We start from the raw sequence: 17,339 nt of genomic DNA, 5'->3' as shown, positions 1-17,339 counted from the left end.
CACCCTCATCCCCGTCCTGATATGCGGGGGAAGTGAGCCTCGAAGGGCGTTCCAAATATCTCAGAAGGGCCGTGGCAAGGTCCCGCGTGCTTCCAGGCAGCCCCGCAGGCGTCCTCACCATGAGGGGGACCGGATCGGCTCACGGCGGGGCGGCGATCTCGACGATGACGGGCCGGTGGTCCGAGCCGACCGGGGGCCCGACCCGCGCCGATACCGTCGCGAACCCAGGTGACGTCAACACGTGGTCGAGCAGCACGACGGGACGATAGCGGTGCGCGGGCCAGCTGAAGCCCGCCAGCAGGTGCGTCTGCAGGCCGGCCTCGTGCACCAGACGTGTGAACTTCCACGAGAATGGCGTCAGGTTGAGATCGCCCGCGAGGATCACCGGTTCGGACTGCTGCCGCAGATGCGTGACGAGCCAGTCCGTGTGCTGCGCCTGGCGCTGCGGCTCGAACGGATAGGGCATGTGGATGCCGATCACCCGCACGGGCCGGCCCTTCACCGCAAAGCGCGCCCAGACCAGGAGAGGACGGCGAGGCGGCACGTCTTCCTTGCCCGCCTCCAGCCATGCGCGCCGGGACAGCAGGGCGAGGCTGCAGACCCGATCGGGGCAGTAGGCATGGGGGTAGGTCGACCGCACCCGCTCGAACAGGGAGGCGTGGATCCGGTCGGCCTCCTGGAGGAGGACGACGTCGGCTTGCTCGCGCTCGAGAAACCGGGCCGCGGTCTCCACGTCCCGGTTGCCGACGAGAAGGTTGAGCGTGACGACCTTCAGGTCCGCCGTCGCCTCCGGCCGGAGCGGCGCACGATAGACCAAGGGCAGCAGGACCAGCGCGAGCGTCAGCGCCGCCAGTGCCGCCGACGCGAGGAGCCACCGGCGGCCGGCGAACGCCAAGGCCACCAGCAGGATCGTGGCGAGGAGGATGAACGGGCGGAAGTGGTTGATGAGCTCCAGTTCGGGAAACCAAGGCGCCAGGCACCCGAGGCCGGTGGTGCCGACGCCGAGGATTAAACCGAGGGTGGTGAGGAGGCGCAGCGTTGCGGCCATGCGGATCGAGCGTTCCGGCAACCGCACGGCACGGCGGCGGGGACACGCTATAGGTCCGGTTGCGGCGGGCCAACCGGGTTTCGGTCGAAGGACGCGGGCGGGAGGACCGCCCTCCCCTATCCTATGGGGAGAGCGGAGCGGCGCTACCGTTCCCTCGGGAACTCCAGGCCCATCTCGCGGTAGCGCTCGGGGTCGTCGCTCCAGTTCTCGCGCACCTTGACGAACAGGAACAGGTGCACGGGAGCCTCGGCGGCTTCGGCGATGTCGCGGCGGGCGGCCTGGCCGATGGCCTTGATGGTCTGGCCGCCCTTGCCGAGCACGATCTTGCGCTGACTCTCGCGCTCGACGAACACCGTCTGCTCGATCCGCACGGAGCCGTCCTTGCGGTTCTGCCATTGGTCGGTCTCGACGGTGGACTCGTAGGGCAGCTCGTCGTGCAGGCGCTCGTAGAGCTTCTCGCGGGTGATCTCGGCGGCGAGCATGCGCAGGGGCGCGTCGGAGACCTGGTCCTCCGGGTAGAGCCAGGGGCCCGCGGGCATCTCGCGGGCCAGAACCTCGCGCATGCGGTCGACGCCGCTGCCGGTGAGCGCCGAGACCATGAAGGTGTGGTCGAAGGCGAGGCGCTCGTTGAGGCTCGCCGCGAGGCCGAGCAGCGTCGGGCGCTCCACGAGGTCGACCTTGTTGAGGATGAGGCCCTTGGGCTGCTTCAGCTCCGGCATCCGGGCGAGGATCGCCTCGCCCTCCTCGTCGAGGCCCTTGCGGGCGTCGAGGAGCAGGCACACCACGTCGGCGTCGCCGGCCCCGCCCCAGGCGGAGTGGACCATCGCCCGGTCGAGGCGGCGCTTGGGAGCGAAGATGCCCGGCGTGTCGACGAAGACGATCTGCGCCTGGCCCTCGATGGCGATGCCGCGCACGAGGGCGCGGGTGGTCTGCACCTTACGGGAGACGATGGAGACCTTGGCGCCCACCAGCTGGTTCAGCAGGGTCGACTTGCCGGCATTGGGCGCGCCGATCAGCGCGACGAACCCGGCCCGGGTCTCAGGGGTCTGCGCGTCCATCGGTTCCGTCCTTCCAGATCCCCTCGCGCACCAGCATGGCGAGCGCGGCCTCCTGCTCGGCCCGGCGCTTGGTGGCGCCAACCCCGTCCGCATCGTCAACGCCCGTCACCGCCACCGCGATCCGGAACTGGGGCGCGTGGTCGGGCCCCGAGCGCTCCACCTCGCGATAGACGGGGGTCGCGAGCCCCCGCCCCTGCGCCCATTCCTGGAGCGCGGTCTTCGGGTCGCGGGGCGCGTTGCCGGCCAGGCGGATGCGCTCGCCATAGGCGCGGCTCACCACGTCGCGGGCCGCGTCGTAGCCGGCGTCGAGGAACACGGCGCCAATCACGGCCTCGCACACGTCGGCGAGGATCGCCCGGTTGCGCCGGCCGCCGGATTTCCGCTCGCCCAAGCCCAGCCGCAGATGGGGCCCGACGTCCCAGGCGTCGGCGATGGCGGCGCAGGCCTCGCGCCGCACGAGCTCGGCGAGGCGCCGCGAGAGCTCCCCCTCCTCGTCGCCGGGAAAGCCCCGGTAGAGGAGCTCGCCCACGGCGAGGCCGAGGACGCGGTCGCCGAGGAACTCCAGGCGCTGATAGGTGTCGAGGCGGCCGCTCGCGCCGCTCATATGGGTCAGGGCCTGCCGCAGGAGGTCCCGGTTGGCGAAGGCGTGGCCGAGCCGCGCCTCCAGATCGTCGAGCGAGGGCTTCTCGATCATCAGTGGATCGGCCGGAACAGCCTCTCCCAGCGCACGGTCCACGGCCATTCCCAGAGCTTCCAGGCCGAGGCGTTCTCGTCGATGGAGAAGAAGATGATCTCGGCCCGGCCGACGAAGTTCTCGTACGGCACGTAGCCGACGCTCGCCTCGTCGCGCGAGTCAGTCGAGTTGTCCCGGTTGTCGCCCATCATGAAATAGTGGTTCGCGGGCACGACATAGACCGGCGTGTTGTCCCAGAATCCCTTGTCGCCGTCGCGCTCGATGGTCGTGTAGGTGACGCCCTCGGGGTTGGTCTCCCGGTAGCGGGGCACCTCGACGACGCGGCCGAACGGGTCCTCGGTGCGGTAATCCGCGATGCGCTCGCGCTTAAGGGTCTGGCCGTTGATCTGGAGCCGGCCCTCGACCACCTGGATCCGGTCGCCGGGCAGGCCGATCACGCGCTTGATGTAGTCGGTCGTGTTGTCCTTCGGCAGCTTGAACACCGCGATGTCGCCGCGCTTCGGCGGCGTGCCCCAGATTCGCCCGGTGATCACAGGCGGGCTGAAGGGGATGGAGTGCCGCGAGTAGCCGTAGGAATATTTCGAGACGAACAGGTAGTCGCCGATGAGCAGGGTCGGGATCAGCGAGCCCGAGGGGATGTTGAACGGCTGGAAGAGGATGGTCCGCACCACCAGGGCGATGAGCAGCGCCTGGGCCACCACCTTCACGGTTTCCCAGAACCCGCCCTCGTCCTTCTTCGTCCGCTCGCGCACGCGTGCCTGATCCATCACGTTGTCCAGTTCCGAGGTGGCTGGGTCTATCCCAACGGCGTATGCGCCGCAATCGTCACGGCCGAGCCCTCGGCCGCGCCTCGATCACGACGAAAGCCTGCGCCATGGGCGGATCGTCGGTGAGCGAGACGTGGAGGACGGCCTCGCAGCCCTCCGGCGTCAGCTCCTGGAGGCGGACCCAGGCGCCGCCCGACAGGCGCATGGTGGGCTGGCCCGAGGGCTGGTTCACCACCTCCATGTCGCGCCAGAACACCCCCGCCCGCAGGCCCGTGCCCAGGGCCTTGCTGCACGCCTCCTTGGCGGCGAAGCGGCGGGCATAGGAGGCGGCGCGGGAGGAACGGCGGTCGCTGCGCGCCCGCTCGCCCTCGGTGAAGATGCGGTGGGTGAAGCGGTCGCCGAAACGCTCCAGGGAGCGCTCGATGCGGCGGATGTCGCACAGGTCCGAGCCGATCCCGATGATCATCGCCCGCGCCGCCCGGCGTCCATGGCGGCCCGCATGGTGGCGATCGCCTCGTCGAGCCCCGTGAAGATCGCCTCGCCGATGAGGAAATGGCCGATATTGAGCTCGACCACCTCGGGGATCGCGGCCACCGGGCCCACATTGTCGAAGGTGAGCCCGTGGCCCGCGTGGATCTCCAGCCCCAGCCCCGCCCCGTGGCGGGCGGCGGTTCGCAGCCGCTCCAGCTCGGCCGCGACGCGCTCGTCCTCGCCCGCAAGGCAGGCATGGGCATAGGTGCCCGTATGCAGCTCGACCACGGGGGTGCCGAGCCGCACGGCGGCCTCCATGGCCTCTATCGCGGGCTCCACGAAGAGCGAGACCCGGATGCCGGCTTCCTTGAGCCGCTGCACGATTGGCTCCAGGTGCGCGTGCCCGCCCACCACGTCGAGCCCGCCCTCGGTGGTGCGCTCCTCGCGCCGTTCGGGCACGAGGCAGGCGGCGTGTGGGCGCACCCGCAGGGCGATGGCGACCATCTCGTCGGTGGCGGCCATCTCGAAGTTCAGGGGGGTCAGGATCTCGTTCTTGAGCCGCTCGATGTCCCGGTCGCGGATGTGGCGGCGGTCCTCGCGCAGATGCGCCGTGATCCCGTCCGCCCCCGCCATGGCGGCGAGGTGGGCGGCGCGCACGGGATCCGGATCGGGCCCGCCGCGCGCGTTCCGCACCGTGGCGACGTGGTCGATGTTGACGCCGAGGCGTAAGGGGGGCGGGCTCATGCGGCACTCCAGGGTTTCCTCATGTAACGACGCCGCTCCGTCTGGCCAAGATGCCCCGCCGCATGAACGCCGCCGCGCCGGGCGCGTTGAAAACGACGGCAGCCGGGGAGGCCCATGTTCGACGATCTCGTGAAGGCGGTGCGGGACAAGGAGGCGATCCTGTTCGCGGGCGCGGGCGTCTCGATGACCGTGGGGCTGCCCTCCTGGCGCACCCTCATCGAGCACATGGCGGCGGAGCTCGGCCTCGACACGGAGGCCGCCGGCGACCTCAACTACTTCACGCTCGCCGAATATTACCGCCTCAAGCAGGGCAGCATCGGCCCCTTGCGCAGCTGGATGGACCGGCACTGGTCCATCCCCGACGACCGCCTGCGGGACTCGCGGGTGCACGAGCTCATCGTCGAGCTCGACTTCCCCATCATCTACACCACAAACTTCGACCGGAACCTGGAGACCTCGTTCGCCCTGCGCGACAAGCCCTTCGTGAAGATCGTCAACGCCAAGGACGTGGCCCGCGTCCGCCCGGGGCTGACCCAGATCGTGAAGCTCCACGGCGACTTCGACGACGACGCCTCCATCGTCATCGCGGAAACCGACTATCTCGACCGGCTGTCCTTCGATTCACCCCTCGACATGAAGTTCCAGGCGGATGCGCTCGGCAAGACCCTGCTTTTCGTGGGCTACAGCCTCAGCGACCTCAATATCCGCTTCCTCCTCCACCGCCTGTGGAAGACCTGGCAGGCCTCGGGGTACGAGAAGGACCGGCCGCGCTCCTACGTGTTCATGATGCGGGCGAGCCCCATCGAGGAGGCGGTCCTGGAGCAATGGGGCATCGAGGTGATCACCCAGGCCGGCGCGGATCCCGACCGGCGCCTCGAGGCCTTCCTCGAGCGGATCGCCGAGGCGGTGCGGGAGGAGAGCGCCTAGACAGCCACCGGCGCCCGGATCGCGGGATGCGGGTCGTAGCCCTCGATCGTGACATGCTCGAAGCGGAAATCGAAGATCGAGCGCACGGAGGGATCGAGGCGCAGGGTGGGCAGGGCGCGGGGCTCGCGGGAGAGCTGGAGGCGAGCCTGCTCCAGGTGGTTGAGATAGAGGTGCGCGTCGCCGAAGGAATGGACGAAGTCGCCCGGCTGGAGCCCGCAGGCCTGCGCCATCATCTGGGTGAGGAGCGCATAGGAGCCGATGTTGAAGGGCACGCCGAGGAAGACGTCCGCCGAGCGCTGGTAGAGCTGGCACGAGAGCCGCCCGTCGGCGACGTAGAACTGGAACAGGCAATGGCAGGGCGCGAGCGCCATGCGGTCGAGATCTGCGGGGTTCCAGGCCGACACCACGAGGCGGCGCGAATCCGGGTTGCGGCGGATCTCGTTCTGGACCCAGGCGATCTGGTCGACCGTGCCGCCGTCGGGCTTCGCCCAGGAGCGCCACTGCTTGCCGTAGACGGGCCCGAGCTCACCGGCCTCGTCCGCCCACTCGTCCCAGATGCTGACCCCGTTCTCCTTGAGGTAGCGGACATTGGTGTCGCCGGCGAGGAACCAGAGCAGCTCGTGCACGATCGATTTCAGGTGCAGCTTCTTCGTCGTCACGAGGGGGAAGCCCTGCGAGAGGTCGAAGCGCATCTGATGGCCGAACACCGACAGGGTGCCGGTCCCCGTCCGGTCGTCCTTGCGGGTGCCCTCGTCGAGGATGCGGGTGAGAAGGTCGTGGTACTGCTGCATGGGGTGGAGCCTACCCCGCGCGGGCCGTTCTGTTGAGTCGGTCTCGCGGAAATGTCCCCGGGAATCACACGACGCCACCCATGGCCCCGCTTGCGCGTTGGTCCCACGAAGTCGAGGGTCGAGGGCATGGATCGGGTCGTCGCGCCGGGGCGGAGCACGGGATGGCGGGAGAGGCTCCGGCATCTCTATCACGACGAGGGGACGATCCCGCGCCGCTTCCGCTACGCCCTCGTCGCCTTCGACATCGTGGTCATCGCCGACTTCCTGGTGATCGCCGCCCATCCGGGGCGCTTCGAGACCCGGCTGCTCGACATCGTCCTCGGGGTCCTGATCATCATCGAGTTCGCGGCGCGGCTCTATGCCGAGGAGGGGCGCTGGCGCTACCTGCGCAGCACGGCGACCATCGCCGACGTGCTGGTGATCGTCTCCCTCTTCCTGCCGGCCTTCTTCGACAATCTCGGCTTCCTGCGGGTGGCCCGGGCGCTGCGGGTGCTGCGCTCCTACCGGCTCGCCGCGGACCTGCGCCAGGACCTGCCCTGGTTCAAGGCGAACGAGGACGTCGTCTTCCGCTCCGCCAACCTCGTCGTGTTCATCTTCGTGGTCACGTCGGTGGTGTTCGTCACCCAGAACGACGTGAACCCCGCGATCAGGAACTACCTCGACGCCCTCTACTTCACGATCACCACCCTCACCACCACGGGCTTCGGCGATATCACCCTCGTGGGGCCGGGCGGGCGGCTCCTCGCGGTGGTGGTGATGATCGTCGGCGTCAGCCTGTTCCTTCGCCTCCTCCAGGCGATCTTCCGCCCCACCAAGGTGCGCTACGAGTGCGAGGATTGCGGGCTCTTCATGCACGACATCGACGCCGTCCACTGCAAGCATTGCGGCAACATGCTACGCATCCGCAACGACGGCGAGGTGTGAGGGAGGCGCCCTCATCCCACCCTCAAACCTCGTCCTGAGGCGCCCACCGCAGGTGGGCCTCGAAGGGCGTTCCAGGGATCTCCGAAGGGCTGTGGAAGCGTGGTGCGTGCTTCGAGACGCGCTCTTCGAGCGCTCCTCAGCATGAGGGGCTTGGAGCAAGCCTCACGGCCGCGCCAGAACCCCGCCCGTCATCGCCTGCGGCGCCCCCGTGGTGCTCGGATAGGTGATCGGCAGGCCCTTGAGGCTGCGCACGGCGAGGAAGCCGAAGGCCTGGGCCTCCAGGGCGGCGGCGGACCACCCGATCGAATCGGCCGTCACGACCTCGGCGCCCGTGCCGGCGCCGAGCAGGCGCAGGATCTCGCCGTTCAGGGCCCCTCCCCCGCCCACGATCCAGCGCGAGGGCCGGGAGTCCACGAAGTCGAGGGCGCGGGTCACGGAGCGGGCCGTGAAGGCGGCGAGCGTCGCGGCGCCGTCCTCCGTCGAGAGGTGGGCGACGATGCGGTGGGAGAACCAGTTGCGGTCGAGCGATTTCGGCGGCCGGCGGATGAAGTAGGGATGCGTCAGGAGCCAGGCGAGGAGCGCCTCGTCGGGGCGTCCGGCCGCCGCGATGGCGCCGCCCTCGTCGAAGGGGCGGCCCGTGCGCTCGCGGACGAGGTCGTCGAGGAGCGCGTTGCCGGGACCCGTGTCGAAGGCGAGCAACTCGCCGTCGGGGCCGATGAGGGTCACGTTCGCGACGCCGCCGATGTTGAGGACCGCGAGCGGCGCCTCCATGCCCCGGCTCTCGGCGAGCGCGCGGTGGAACACCGGCACGAGCGGCGCCCCCTGCCCGCCCGCCGCCATGTCGGCGGCCCGCAGGTCGTGGATCACGGGGATCCCGAGGCGGGCGGCGAGCGCCGGCCCGTCGCCGATCTGCACGGTGAGCGCCCGCTCGGGCCGGTGCAGCACCGTCTGCCCGTGGAAGCCCACCACGTCGATCTCGGCGCGCGACAGGCCCTGCTCGGCCATGAAGCCCTCCACGGCCTCGGCATGGGCGCGGGTGATCAGCGCCTCGGCCTCGGCCAGCACGCCGGGTCTGGCATGGCGGCTCGTCAGCGTGGCGCCGTCGGCGAGCGCCAGCCTGAGGAGCGCGCGTTCCTCGTCCGTGTAGGGGCGGTAGCCCGAGGCGCGAAGCGTCGTGCGGCGCTCCCCGTCGGTCTCGATCAGCGCCACGTCGACGCCGTCGAGGGAGGTGCCGCTCATCAACCCGATGGCACGAAGGACGCTCACTGCGCTTTTCTCCCGTGAAACCGGCTCCATGACCTGCTATGGGGCCGCGTGCCCCGGCTTAGCACGGCCGGCCTTCGACGAGAGCCCACCATGACCACGCCCTCCTCCGCCTTCCTGGCCACGCTCACCGAGCGCGGCTTCATCCACCAGGCCTCCGATTCCGCCGGGATCGACGCCCTGGCCGCGAAGGGGGAGCTCACCACCTATGTGGGCTACGACTGCACGGCGCCCTCGCTCCATGTGGGCCACCTGCTGTCGATCATGATGCTGCACTGGCTCCAGGCCACGGGCGCCGGACGGCCGATCGTGCTCATGGGGGGCGGGACGACCCGGGTCGGCGACCCGTCGGGCCGCGACGAGACCCGGCGCATCCTCACGCCCGAGCAGATCGACGCCAACAAGGACGAGATCAAGAAGACCTTCGGCCCCTTCATCCGCTTCGGATCGGACGGCCACGACGCCGTGATGGCCGACAACGCCGAATGGCTCACTAAGCTCAACTACATCGAGTTCCTGCGCGACGTCGGCCGGCACTTCTCGGTCAACCAGATGCTCACCTTCGACTCGGTGCGCCTGCGCCTCGACCGGGAGCAGCCGCTCTCGTTCATCGAGTTCAACTACATGATCCTGCAGGCCTACGACTTCGTCGAGCTGTCGAAGCGCTACGGCTGCCGGCTGCAGATGGGCGGCTCGGACCAGTGGGGCAACATCGTCAACGGCATGGATCTGGGCCGTCGCATGGGCGCGCCCCAGCTCTTCGCCCTCACCTGCCCGCTCCTCACCACGGCGTCCGGCGCCAAGATGGGCAAGACCGCCGCGGGCGCCGTCTGGCTCAATCCCGGCCTGCTGAGCCCCTACGACTACTGGCAGTTCTGGCGCAACACCGAGGACGCGGACGTGGAGCGCTTCCTGAAGCTCTTCACCACCCTGCCGACGGGCGAGATCGCGCGGCTCGCGGCGCTCGACGGCGCGGAGATCAACGAGGCCAAGAAGGTGCTCGCCACGGAGGCGACCGCGCTCCTCCACGGCCGCGCCGCGGCGGATGCCGCCGCCGAGACCGCGCGCCAGACCTTCGAGCAGGGCGCGCTCGCCGAGAGCCTGCCCACCGTCGAGGTGGCGCGGGCGGCGCTCGATGGCGGCATCGGCGTGCTCGCCGCGTTCGGCCCCGACCACGCGGCCCTCGTCCCCTCGACGAGCGAGGCCCGCCGCCAGGTGAAGAGCGGCGGCCTGCGGGTCAACGACCAGCCGGTCACCGACGAGCGCGCCACCCTCTCGGCCTCGGACCTGACGCCGGAGGGCGTGATCAAGCTCTCCTTCGGCAAGAAGAAGCACGTGCTGCTGCGGGCGGTGTGAGGGGGAGGACGGGAGAGGGGGGCCATATCTCCACCCCCTGATGCTGAGGCGGCCTGCGGGGCAGTCCGTCGCGAGGGAGGTCCCTGGAGCGCCCTTCGCGGCCCGCCTGCGGCGGGCACCTCAGGACGAGGGTGGAGTGTGGGAGAAGCAAGCCTCGTAGAGCGCCCCCTCACCGCTCCGGCAGGGGCGGGAGCGGGCCGTTGGCGTCGTTCGAGCCGGCGCCGAAGAGCTTGCGGAAGATGCCCGGCGCGATGGCGGAGAGCGGGTTGACCGTGAGGTTCGGCGCGCCCGTGCGCCCCGCCACCCGGAAATTCACCGCGAACAGCCCCTCGTTCGACCCGCCGCCGAGGATCGTGCCGAGGAGCGGCACCTGCGCGAAGGCGTTGTTGAGGCCGTAGGCCGGAACGAAGGTGCCCGACACGTCCATGACGTCCCGGCCCTGGTCGAGCCATCCCGCGAGCGTGAAGCCCACCTGCGCGCCCGAGATCACCGCGTCGCGAAAATCGATCCGGCTCCCCGTGCGCACGAACTCCGCCCGGCCGCGCGTGAAGGCGACCTCGCTCGCGTTGAGCCCCGCCGGCGGCCCGGCGGCCGCGGCGTCGCTGCCGGCCGCGGGCGGCTGCTGCGAGAAGATGCGGCTGAGCGCCGGCTCGTTGCGCAGCACGAAGTTGCGCATGCGGATCGTGCCCGGCTGGCGGAGGCCCGTGAGCCCGATCTGGAACTGCCCGTCGCCGCCCATCATCCGCCGGTAGACGTCGAGGAAGCGCAGGGTCGCGCCCGCGTCCTCGGTCTGGAGCACGAAGATCGGCGCCCCGTTCTGGCGCGCGGTGCGGCCCGCGACCGCCGCACCCGTGAAGCGCCCGTTGAACTCCGCCTCCCGCAATTCGCGCCCGCGCACGCTGGCCTTCAGCACGGCGCGGGTCAGGGCCTCGTCGTTGTGGCCGGTGAGGATGTTGACCTGCACGTCGAGATCGACGTTCCCGCCCTCCTTCGCCGGCGCCGGAGCGGGCGCGCCGCGGGCGGGCGGCGCGGGCGCCGGGTCGCGCATGTAGCGCAGGAAGGGGCGCATATCCGCCACGTTGCCGCGCACCGTGACCTTGTGCACGTTCGCGGCGCGCTCCAGCTGGAGCTTCACGTCGTCGCCGGGCGAGAGCCGGAAGGTGGTGAGGTCCGCCTTGTCGAGGGCGCCGTCGGGCCCGGTCGCGGCCGTGCCGCGGATCTGCACCGGGCCGGCGTCGAGCTGGATGTCGCGGATCTCGGGCGCCGTCTCGGACCAGGCGAAGGTCAGGCGGCCGGGGCGCCCGGCGGGCTTGCTCCAGCCCGGCACGAGGTCCTCGATCGCGGCCTTGGTGAGGTCCACCTCGACCCGCGGCGCCCCGCCCCGGGGCCCCTTGGCGAGCGGCGCCACGATCCGCACCGGCAGCGGCCCCGTGAGCTGCGGGCCGAAAGCCAGGCCCCGGCGCGCCCGGGCCGCCTCGTCGAGAACCAGGGCGATCACCGCCTCGCCCGCACCGCCCTTGGGCTGGCGCACCTCGATCGCGGCCGGCGTGCCGGCGATCCGCCCCTCGCCCTTCAGGAGCAGCGCGCCGCTGTCATAGGCGACGCTGAGGCCCGCATTCTCCAGGCGCTCCTTGCCGAGCACCCGCTCGATGCTCAGATCGGTGATGCGGCCGTTGGCGGTGAGCGCCAGGTCGGCGAAGGCCGGGGCGTCGTAGACGGGCAGCGCGAGGTCGAGGCGCAGCTCGGCGCGCCCCTTGACGGCCGCCGGATCCATCACCGGGCCCGCATTGCCGCGGAGCGCGGGGGCGTTGAGCACCGAGACGAGCGCGTCCGCGTCCCCCTCGAGCCGGAAGGCGAGACGCCCCACGGTCGCGTCGGGCCAGATGTCGGCCACCGTGAACCGGCCGTCGAGGAAGCCCAGCGCCCGCCCGTCCGCCGCCGCGAGCCGCGCCTGCGGCGCCGTGACTTGAAGCGTGCGCCCCGTGACGCGCCCCGAGAGCGCGGCGTTCACGAGGGGCGGCAGGCCCTCGCGCACGGCGAACTCCACCCCCTCGGCCGCGAAGGTGAGCGCCAGCGCCTCGTCGCTCATGCCCTTGTCGGCGAGGATCTCCGTGATGTCGGTGCCCGTCAGCGCCCCGTCGATCGACAGGTTCGCGATGCGGCCCCGGCGCACGGCCTCGGCCAGGAAGCGGCGGGCCGTCGGCGCGATCATCGGCGGCCATAGACGAAGCAGCGAGCGTGCGTCGGAGCGGCCGGCCCGCACGCCGACCCGCACCCCGCCCCGGTCCTCCGGCCCGCCCGCCGACACGGTCGCCGTCGCCTGGACGTCGGGCCCCCGGACCTCGAGACGCTCCACCACAACCGCGCCCCCGGCGCCCCGCGCCGCGAGATCGATCGCCTCGACCGCCACGGGCCGGTCGCGCGGCCCGGCGCCGGACAACCTGGCGTCCCGGCCCTGGAGCGCGAGCCGCCAGCCGCGGCCGGGATCCTCCGCGAGCTCGCCCGACAGCCCGATGCGGGTCTCCCCGGCCCGGTAGGCGACCTCGTCGATGGCGAAGACGCCGCGCTCGGGCTTCCAGGAGGCGGACGCGGACGCTGAGTCGATCGTCATCTCGCCGCCGCGATTGGGCAGGGTGAGGCGGCCGGGGCCGGTCGAGAGGCGGACGTCGAGGCGCTGGAGGGCGCCGTCGCCCGCGATCCCGAGCTGGGCGTCGCCGGAGACCTTGAGATTGGAGGCGCCCTTCAGGTGGGCGAGGCCGCCAAGCAGCAGCACGTCGTCCACGGGCACGTCGCGCACCGTCACCACCCCCGTGCGCCCGCCACCCTCCCCGGCGCGGGCATCCGCCGTAAGGCTCCAGGAGCCCCCGGGGCTTCTGAGCACGGCGTCGAGCCGGGTGCCGCCGCCGTCGCGCTCGAAATCCGCGTCGACCCGCTCGAAGCCCACGCGCTCCACGCCCCGTTCGTCGACGAGGGTAAGGCGGCTGTTGACGATCCGGGCCCGGTCGAGGGACCCGACGATGCCGCTCGGCTGGAGCAGCGCCCCTGTGCCGGACGCCAGCGCCTCGGGCAGGCTCGCCACGGCCGGGTCGGCGATCGCCGGCGGCGGCTGGGGCGGCGGGGCCGCGGCCTCGCCCTGGGGCAGCAGGGTGAAGGAGCCGTCCTTGGCGACGCGCGCCTTGAGCTGCACGTCGCGGAACTCGACGAAGCGCGGCTGCGGCGCTCCGCGCAGGGCCGACCAGGTGTCGACGCTCACGATGGCGGCGGGAGCGCGGGCGACGACGAGCCCATCGGCGTTGCGGATCTCGACGCCGCTCGCCCGCAAGGCGAGCGACCGATCGAGGAGCGCGAGGGAGGTCTCGTCGATGCTCACGTCCCAGCCCGGCCCGAGCCGCGAGGCCAGGCCGTCGGCGAGGCGCTCGGACAGGCCGGCGAACTGGACCGGGCCCGTGCCCAGGCGGATCACGAAGGCGAGACCCGCGAGGAGCGCCACGCTCAGCAGGACGAGCTTCACCACGAGCGCGCCGCGCAGCACGCAGCGCCATCCGCTGCGCCGCGCCCGCACCGGCCCGGGCGCACGGACCGCCGTCTCGTGTGTCTCGTGTTCGCTCAAACCCAGCCCTAACGCACCTGCGCGCAACCCCGCCCGGCCGGGGCTCCCCCGCCCCCGCGGCGCGCCTGAATCGAGCCGCGCCGCAGGAGTCTAGACCGCCGCGATGATCCCTGCGACAGGCACGCTCGTATTGTCACCCGCCAACGCTGTTCCAGCCCAACAAAGACGACGAAAGGAAGGCGACATGCCGATCAAGGAAGGCGATCCCGCTCCCGCGTTCACCCTGCCCGCCACGGGCGGCACCCCGATCAGCCTTGACGCCCTCAAGGGCCGCAAGGTCGCGCTGTATTTCTACCCGAAGGACGACACCAGCGGCTGCACGAAGGAAGCGCAGGAGTTCAGCGCGCTGCGCGCGGAGTTCGACGCGGCCGGCACCGAGATCGTCGGCGTCTCGGCGGACGGCGTTTCGAGCCACGAGCGCTTCAAGGAGAAGTACGGCCTCGCCCTGACGCTTGCCTCCGACGAGGACAAGGCGATGCTGGAGTCCTACGGCGTATGGGTCGAGAAGAGCATGTACGGCCGCAAGTACATGGGTATCGAGCGCACCACGATCCTCATCGGCCCCGACGGCCGGATCGCGCGCATCTGGTCCAAGGTGAAGGTCCCCGGCCACGCCCGCGAGGTGCTGGAGGCGGCGAAGGGGTTGTGAGGGTTTTGGGGCGGGTGCGTGCCTAGAGGCTGGTGTGCGCACTCAGACATGAGGGGGGTTGGACAGGCCTGATCCAATCGCCCCACCCTCGTCCTGAGGTGCCCGCCGGAGGCGGGCCTCGAAGGGCGCTCCAGGGATCTTCCTCCGATCCTGGAATGCGTTGCATGCCGTACATGCGGTGGACCGATTGTCGGCACCCCGTACCCGCTCCGGAGGAGACGCCCTACAGCGCTCAGGTCTCGGCCAGGAGGTCCATGGCGCCGTCGTAGATCCGCTGGTCGACATGCCCCGCACCGGGCATGACGCGAAGCTTCCACGCGAAAGGAACCCCAAGGTATTCCGCGATCCGCTTGCAATGATCGAAGTGCCAGAGGCCCCGCGCGAGTCGGTGGGGACCTTGCGCCGACGCCGCAGGGCCGCGGGGAAGATCCGTAGCGGCGCCGTCGCAATCCGCTTCGCCGAGCAGGATGGTCAGGCTCCTGGCGAAGTACCGCGCCAAGGCGGCTCTATCCAATCCGACCCCGCCCATGCCGTCGGGATAGGCGAGCGCCAGGTCCGGCAGCATGTAGAGCCCGCTATTGGAGGCAATCGCGCGATCGACGAAGGCGGCCTCGTTCAGCGCCAGATATCGCAGGACGAACTGTGAACCGGCGGAGTTGCCGAGCATCCCGACCGACGTCCGCTCGCCTCCGAGATTCGCCCGGACGTGGGCGATCAGCCGGTCGATGATCCCGAAGGTCCAATCCTCGCGCGACCGGAATGCGCCGTCCCGTCCCTGCCTGACATTTCCGTAATTGTAGGCGTGGACGTCCGGAAACGCCTCGATGTCAAATTCCGGGACGAGCACGAGCGTGCCATGCTGCTGCGCCCGCGCTGCAAGGACGTCCCGAAACTCCGCTGCGGCGCGGTCGAGGCCATGCATCGCGAGAACGACCTTGGTGACAGGGTCCTCTCGGTGTGGCCGTTGATAGAAGACCCGCGTCGATCGGCGGCGGCCCGCGGCCGGGTCGGGGAAGGTGAAGCTTCCGGCGCCGGGAGCCATCTCGGCGATGCCCATAACGGTCCTCATACGGTGTCGTCCCCTGTGCGCCCGGGGACGCCCAATCCTGCGCCGGTCATACATCCGTGACCAGCTCGGAAGGTAATGTCGGCAGCGCGCTCCAGGCACGGGCCGAGGTAGAGCAAGGCGTCGCAAGATGCCGCGAGCCGCCTCGGAGCATAGGGAAGGCCATTCCCCGACGGAATGCAGATGTCCCGCACGAGGCACCGCGATCTCCGCTAATCCGCGAGGCACACTACTCTCCCGCGACCACGCCCCTCCCCTCGCGCCCGCCGGGTCCGCGACGAAGGTATGGACGCCGCCATCCCTCCCTTTGCGCTTCCTTAACCTTAATCATGTCCAATCGGGGCGTTCAGTTCTTGCGGACGCCGTGATGAGTCCCGCCGAGTACCCCATCCCGCCCCGCTCCCCGGCGCCCCCCGGCGACGCCGCTCCCGTGCGCCACGTCCTGGCGGTAGGACGCGGCACGGCTCTGGCGGCGGGCGTGGTGTTCTCGCTCCTCACGGCCTGGAGCGCGGGCACGGCCTGGTACTTCGTGCACCGCGACGATTTCGCGGGAAAGCTGCTCGCCAAGCACGCCGCGATGCAGGACGCCTACGAGGACCGGATCGCCGCCCTGCGCACCCGCCTCGACCGGGTGGCGAGCCAGAAGCTCATCGAGCAGGACAGCCTCGAAGGGCGCCTGGAGGGGCTCGTCGGCCGGCAGGTCCAGATCGAGACGCGCCAGGCGATCCTCTCCACCCTCGCCGAGCAGTCGGGCGCGGCCGCGCCGCCGCGTCAGGCGGTCACCGTCGAGCCCGTGCCCGCCGACCTGCCGGCCGCGGCGAGCGCCTATGCCCCGGCCCGCAAGCCAGCGCCCGAGGACCCTTTCGCGCTGCGCCTGCGCGGCTCCTCGCTCCAGCGCCCCCTCGATCCCGCGATGGGCGGTGCCTCCTCGGGCGACAGGCTCGCCGCGGTGGAGCGCTCCATCGGCGCCGTCGAGGCGGCGCAGCTGCGCTCGCTCGCGGCTCTCGACCGACAGGCCGCCGCCCGGGTGCAGCGGATGCGCCAGGCCATCGGCCAAACGGGCCTCAACCCGGACGAGCTCACGCCTCCCGACGGGGCGGGCGGCATGGGCGGCCCCCTCGTGCCCCTCACCGTCGATCCCGCCGCCGGGCCGTTCGAGGCGGGCGTCGACCGGCTCCAGACGAGCCTCGTCACCCTCGACCGCCTGCGCCGCACCTCCGCCGCCCTCCCCTTCGCGCGGCCCATCGTCGGCGAGCCCGACCTCACGAGCGGCTTCGGCATGCGCTTCGACCCCTTCACCCGGGGGCCGGCCATGCATACGGGCCTCGATTTCCGCGCGGAGCACGGCTCGCGCGTGACCGCGACGGCGGCGGGCCGGGTGGTGGCGGCCGAGCATGCGGGCGGCTACGGCAACATGGTCGAGGTCGACCACGGCAACGGGATCACCACGCGCTACGCCCACCTCTCGGCCATGAGCGTCACCGTGGGCCAGCGGGTGGCGGCGGGCCAGGCCCTCGGCCGCGTCGGCTCCACGGGCCGCTCCACCGGGCCGCACCTGCACTACGAGACCCGGCTCTCCGGCGACGCCGTCGACCCCCAGCGCTTCCTCCGCGCCGGCGCCAAGCTCGCCGCCGCGGCTCTTGATGAAGTTGCAAGCCGCTGACCGATCCCGCGATTCCCCTCTCCGTTGTGGGGAGGGGTTAGGGGTGGGGGTCGGGACGCCACGCGCCTACAGTCAAGGATAGGGCTGTACCAGCCTGCGTGCGCCCCCTCCCCCTTGTGGGGAGGGGTAGGGGTTGGGGTCGGGACGCGAGAGGTCCCGGTCAAGAACAAGCCTGTACGGGCGTGCGTGCTCCAACTCCCGATTTCCAGCTCCGACTTTACGACCCCCACCCCCGACCCCTCCCCGCAAGGGGGAGGGACCGGGCCCGCCTTGACATTCCTATGTGCCTGATTTATGTCCTACCTCGC

15 protein-coding genes are annotated in these 17,339 nt (G+C 71.1%); 5 read left to right on the top strand and 10 right to left on the bottom strand.

Annotation, left to right across the window (positions count from 1 at the left end):
- Positions 1-139: 139 nt before the first annotated feature.
- The 6 genes from F0L46_RS19915 to F0L46_RS19890 all read right to left on the bottom strand — a co-directional run bounded on the left by F0L46_RS19915 (position 140) and on the right by F0L46_RS19890 (position 4,782).
- Positions 140-1,048 carry an endonuclease/exonuclease/phosphatase family protein gene (locus tag F0L46_RS19915; protein WP_149820832.1) on the bottom strand — a complete coding sequence of 303 codons (909 nt, stop codon included), beginning with the start codon at positions 1,046-1,048 and terminating at the stop codon, positions 140-142.
- Between the two features lie 143 nt (positions 1,049-1,191).
- Positions 1,192-2,106, bottom strand: coding sequence for a GTPase Era (gene era / locus F0L46_RS19910; RefSeq protein ID WP_149820830.1), 915 nt, complete (start codon positions 2,104-2,106; stop codon positions 1,192-1,194).
- On the bottom strand, positions 2,087-2,800 hold the full coding sequence (rnc, locus tag F0L46_RS19905) for a ribonuclease III (RefSeq protein WP_240540075.1): 714 nt from the start codon (positions 2,798-2,800) through the stop codon (positions 2,087-2,089). Before rnc ends, era begins: the two co-directional genes overlap by 20 nt.
- Complete coding sequence (gene lepB, locus F0L46_RS19900; RefSeq protein ID WP_149820826.1) at positions 2,800-3,567, bottom strand: signal peptidase I; 768 nt, start codon at positions 3,565-3,567, stop codon at positions 2,800-2,802. The genes rnc and lepB overlap by 1 nt, the downstream gene beginning before the upstream one ends.
- Before the next feature lie 58 nt (positions 3,568-3,625).
- Positions 3,626-4,033, bottom strand: coding sequence for a holo-ACP synthase (gene acpS / locus F0L46_RS19895; protein ID WP_149820824.1), 408 nt, complete (start codon positions 4,031-4,033; stop codon positions 3,626-3,628).
- Positions 4,030-4,782 (bottom strand): pyridoxine 5'-phosphate synthase, encoded by a 753-nt coding sequence (locus F0L46_RS19890; RefSeq protein WP_149820822.1) that lies wholly within the window; start codon positions 4,780-4,782, stop codon positions 4,030-4,032. The genes acpS and F0L46_RS19890 overlap by 4 nt, the downstream gene beginning before the upstream one ends.
- A 114-nt stretch (positions 4,783-4,896) precedes the next feature.
- Between F0L46_RS19890 and F0L46_RS19885 the strand changes: the two genes are divergently transcribed.
- Positions 4,897-5,709, top strand: coding sequence for an SIR2 family NAD-dependent protein deacylase (locus tag F0L46_RS19885; RefSeq protein WP_149820820.1), 813 nt, complete (start codon positions 4,897-4,899; stop codon positions 5,707-5,709).
- Here the strand turns inward: F0L46_RS19885 and F0L46_RS19880 are convergent.
- Positions 5,706-6,500 carry a thymidylate synthase gene (locus F0L46_RS19880; protein WP_149820818.1) on the bottom strand — a complete coding sequence of 265 codons (795 nt, stop codon included), beginning with the start codon at positions 6,498-6,500 and terminating at the stop codon, positions 5,706-5,708. The two genes, F0L46_RS19885 and F0L46_RS19880, sit on opposite strands and share 4 nt — an antisense overlap.
- A 126-nt stretch (positions 6,501-6,626) precedes the next feature.
- Here F0L46_RS19880 and F0L46_RS19875 point away from each other — a divergent pair, with 126 nt between their 5' ends.
- Positions 6,627-7,424 (top strand): potassium channel family protein, encoded by a 798-nt coding sequence (locus F0L46_RS19875; RefSeq protein WP_149820816.1) that lies wholly within the window; start codon positions 6,627-6,629, stop codon positions 7,422-7,424.
- Positions 7,425-7,586: 162 nt separating this feature from the next.
- Here the strand turns inward: F0L46_RS19875 and F0L46_RS19870 are convergent, their stop codons facing one another.
- A complete protein-coding gene (locus F0L46_RS19870) occupies positions 7,587-8,690 on the bottom strand; it encodes an anhydro-N-acetylmuramic acid kinase (RefSeq protein WP_240540074.1) in 1,104 nt (367 codons plus the stop codon).
- Positions 8,691-8,780: 90 nt separating this feature from the next.
- Between F0L46_RS19870 and tyrS the strand changes: the two genes are divergently transcribed.
- A complete protein-coding gene (gene tyrS, locus F0L46_RS19865) occupies positions 8,781-10,043 on the top strand; it encodes a tyrosine--tRNA ligase (protein ID WP_149820812.1) in 1,263 nt (420 codons plus the stop codon).
- A gap of 169 nt (positions 10,044-10,212) precedes the next feature.
- On the opposite strand, the gene F0L46_RS19860 is transcribed toward tyrS, so the two are convergent.
- Complete coding sequence (locus F0L46_RS19860; protein WP_149820810.1) at positions 10,213-13,575, bottom strand: YhdP family protein; 3,363 nt, start codon at positions 13,573-13,575, stop codon at positions 10,213-10,215.
- A 262-nt stretch (positions 13,576-13,837) separates the two neighbouring features.
- On the opposite strand from F0L46_RS19860, the gene F0L46_RS19855 reads away from it, so the two are divergent.
- Positions 13,838-14,302, top strand: coding sequence for a peroxiredoxin (locus tag F0L46_RS19855; protein WP_149820808.1), 465 nt, complete (start codon positions 13,838-13,840; stop codon positions 14,300-14,302).
- Positions 14,303-14,534: 232 nt separating this feature from the next.
- Here the strand turns inward: F0L46_RS19855 and F0L46_RS19850 are convergent, their stop codons facing one another.
- Positions 14,535-15,359 carry a hypothetical protein gene (locus F0L46_RS19850; protein WP_149820806.1) on the bottom strand — a complete coding sequence of 275 codons (825 nt, stop codon included), beginning with the start codon at positions 15,357-15,359 and terminating at the stop codon, positions 14,535-14,537.
- A 376-nt stretch (positions 15,360-15,735) separates the two neighbouring features.
- On the opposite strand from F0L46_RS19850, the gene F0L46_RS19845 reads away from it, so the two are divergent.
- Entirely contained in the window at positions 15,736-17,031 is a 1,296-nt protein-coding gene (locus tag F0L46_RS19845) for a M23 family metallopeptidase (protein ID WP_149820804.1), read from the top strand.
- Positions 17,032-17,339: the final 308 nt, after the last annotated feature.

The organism is Salinarimonas soli (assembly GCF_008386575.1).
Classification (GTDB): Bacteria; Pseudomonadota; Alphaproteobacteria; order Rhizobiales; family Beijerinckiaceae; genus Salinarimonas_A; species Salinarimonas_A soli.
This window is presented reverse-complemented; position numbering and strand designations above follow the sequence as displayed.